This is a genomic window from Pseudomonas sp. NFX98, assembly GCF_047784845.1.
Classification (GTDB): Bacteria; Pseudomonadota; Gammaproteobacteria; order Pseudomonadales; family Pseudomonadaceae; genus Aquipseudomonas.
In genome coordinates, this window is sequence record NZ_JBLNNF010000042.1 from 2,501 (window position 1) to 5,362 (window position 2,862).

The following is a 2,862-nucleotide window of genomic DNA, read 5'->3' on the forward strand; positions in this document are numbered from 1 at the left end:
AAATCTCTTATCAATGAAATCGAGTAGGACGGAGCACGAGAAACTTTGTCTGAATATGGGGGGACCATCCTCCAAGGCTAAATACTACTGACTGACCGATAGTGAACTAGTACCGTGAGGGAAAGGCGAAAAGAACCCCGGAGAGGGGAGTGAAATAGATCCTGAAACCGTATGCGTACAAGCAGTGGGAGCCTACTTTGTTAGGTGACTGCGTACCTTTTGTATAATGGGTCAGCGACTTATTTTCAGTGGCGAGCTTAACCGAATAGGGGAGGCGTAGCGAAAGCGAGTCTTAATAGGGCGTCTAGTCGCTGGGAATAGACCCGAAACCGGGCGATCTATCCATGGGCAGGTTGAAGGTTGGGTAACACTAACTGGAGGACCGAACCGACTACCGTTGAAAAGTTAGCGGATGACCTGTGGATCGGAGTGAAAGGCTAATCAAGCTCGGAGATAGCTGGTTCTCCTCGAAAGCTATTTAGGTAGCGCCTCATGTATCACTGTAGGGGGTAGAGCACTGTTTCGGCTAGGGGGTCATCCCGACTTACCAAACCGATGCAAACTCCGAATACCTACAAGTGCCGAGCATGGGAGACACACGGCGGGTGCTAACGTCCGTCGTGAAAAGGGAAACAACCCAGACCGTCAGCTAAGGTCCCAAAGTTATGGTTAAGTGGGAAACGATGTGGGAAGGCTTAGACAGCTAGGAGGTTGGCTTAGAAGCAGCCACCCTTTAAAGAAAGCGTAATAGCTCACTAGTCGAGTCGGCCTGCGCGGAAGATGTAACGGGGCTCAAACCATACACCGAAGCTACGGGTATCACTTAGGTGATGCGGTAGAGGAGCGTTCTGTAAGCCTGTGAAGGTGAGTTGAGAAGCTTGCTGGAGGTATCAGAAGTGCGAATGCTGACATGAGTAACGACAATGGGTGTGAAAAACACCCACGCCGAAAGACCAAGGTTTCCTGCGCAACGTTAATCGACGCAGGGTTAGTCGGTCCCTAAGGCGAGGCTGAAAAGCGTAGTCGATGGAAAACAGGTTAATATTCCTGTACTTCTGGTTATTGCGATGGAGGGACGGAGAAGGCTAGGCCAGCTTGGCGTTGGTTGTCCAAGTTTAAGGTGGTAGGCTGGAATCTTAGGTAAATCCGGGATTCCAAGGCCGAGAGCTGATGACGAGTTACCCTTTGGGTGACGAAGTGGTTGATGCCATGCTTCCAAGAAAAGCTTCTAAGCTTCAGGTAACCAGGAACCGTACCCCAAACCGACACAGGTGGTTGGGTAGAGAATACCAAGGCGCTTGAGAGAACTCGGGTGAAGGAACTAGGCAAAATGGCACCGTAACTTCGGGAGAAGGTGCGCCGGTGAGGGTGAAGGACTTGCTCCGTAAGCCCACGCCGGTCGAAGATACCAGGCCGCTGCGACTGTTTATTAAAAACACAGCACTCTGCAAACACGAAAGTGGACGTATAGGGTGTGACGCCTGCCCGGTGCCGGAAGGTTAATTGATGGGGTTAGCTAACGCGAAGCTCTTGATCGAAGCCCCGGTAAACGGCGGCCGTAACTATAACGGTCCTAAGGTAGCGAAATTCCTTGTCGGGTAAGTTCCGACCTGCACGAATGGCGTAACGATGGCGGCGCTGTCTCCACCCGAGACTCAGTGAAATTGAAATCGCTGTGAAGATGCAGTGTATCCGCGGCTAGACGGAAAGACCCCGTGAACCTTTACTATAGCTTTGCACTGGACTTTGAATTTGCTTGTGTAGGATAGGTGGGAGGCTTTGAAGCGTGGACGCCAGTTCGCGTGGAGCCAACCTTGAAATACCACCCTGGCAACTTTGAGGTTCTAACTCAGGTCCGTTATCCGGATCGAGGACAGTGTATGGTGGGTAGTTTGACTGGGGCGGTCTCCTCCTAAAGAGTAACGGAGGAGTACGAAGGTGCGCTCAGACCGGTCGGAAATCGGTCGTAGAGTATAAAGGCAAAAGCGCGCTTGACTGCGAGACAGACACGTCGAGCAGGTACGAAAGTAGGTCTTAGTGATCCGGTGGTTCTGTATGGAAGGGCCATCGCTCAACGGATAAAAGGTACTCCGGGGATAACAGGCTGATACCGCCCAAGAGTTCATATCGACGGCGGTGTTTGGCACCTCGATGTCGGCTCATCACATCCTGGGGCTGAAGCCGGTCCCAAGGGTATGGCTGTTCGCCATTTAAAGTGGTACGCGAGCTGGGTTTAGAACGTCGTGAGACAGTTCGGTCCCTATCTGCCGTGGACGTTTGAGATTTGAGAGGGGCTGCTCCTAGTACGAGAGGACCGGAGTGGACGAACCTCTGGTGTTCCGGTTGTCACGCCAGTGGCATTGCCGGGTAGCTATGTTCGGAATAGATAACCGCTGAAAGCATCTAAGCGGGAAACTAGCCTCAAGATGAGATCTCACTGGGACCTTGAGTCCCCTGAAGGGCCGTCGAAGACTACGACGTTGATAGGTTGGGTGTGTAAGCGCTGTGAGGCGTTGAGCTAACCAATACTAATTGCCCGTGAGGCTTGACCATATAACACCCAAGCAATTTGCGCGTAAAAGCCAGATTGCGGTGTGTGAAGACGAAAGAACCGAAAGTTCGACGCTTGCAAAACACCGAAAACTATCACCTACCCAATTTGCTGAAGCGCGGCCAGCTGGCCACGATTCGGTACCCGAATTTCTTGACGACCATAGAGCGTTGGAACCACCTGATCCCATCCCGAACTCAGCAGTGAAACGATGCATCGCCGATGGTAGTGTGGGGTTTCCCCATGTGAGAGTAGGTCATCGTCAAGATTAAATTCCGAAACCCCAATTGCGAAAGCAGTTGGGGTTTTGT

2 rRNA genes (1 of these 2 running past the window's edge) are annotated in these 2,862 nt (G+C 52.0%); both read left to right on the plus strand.

The features are described 5' to 3' along the window. A 23S ribosomal RNA gene (locus ACM110_RS29950) occupies window positions 1-2,553 on the plus strand; it begins 339 nt to the left of the window's first position. Between the two features lie 150 nt (window positions 2,554-2,703). Further along, window positions 2,704-2,819, plus strand: a 5S ribosomal RNA gene (rrf, locus tag ACM110_RS29955). Window positions 2,820-2,862 lie beyond the last annotated feature (43 nt).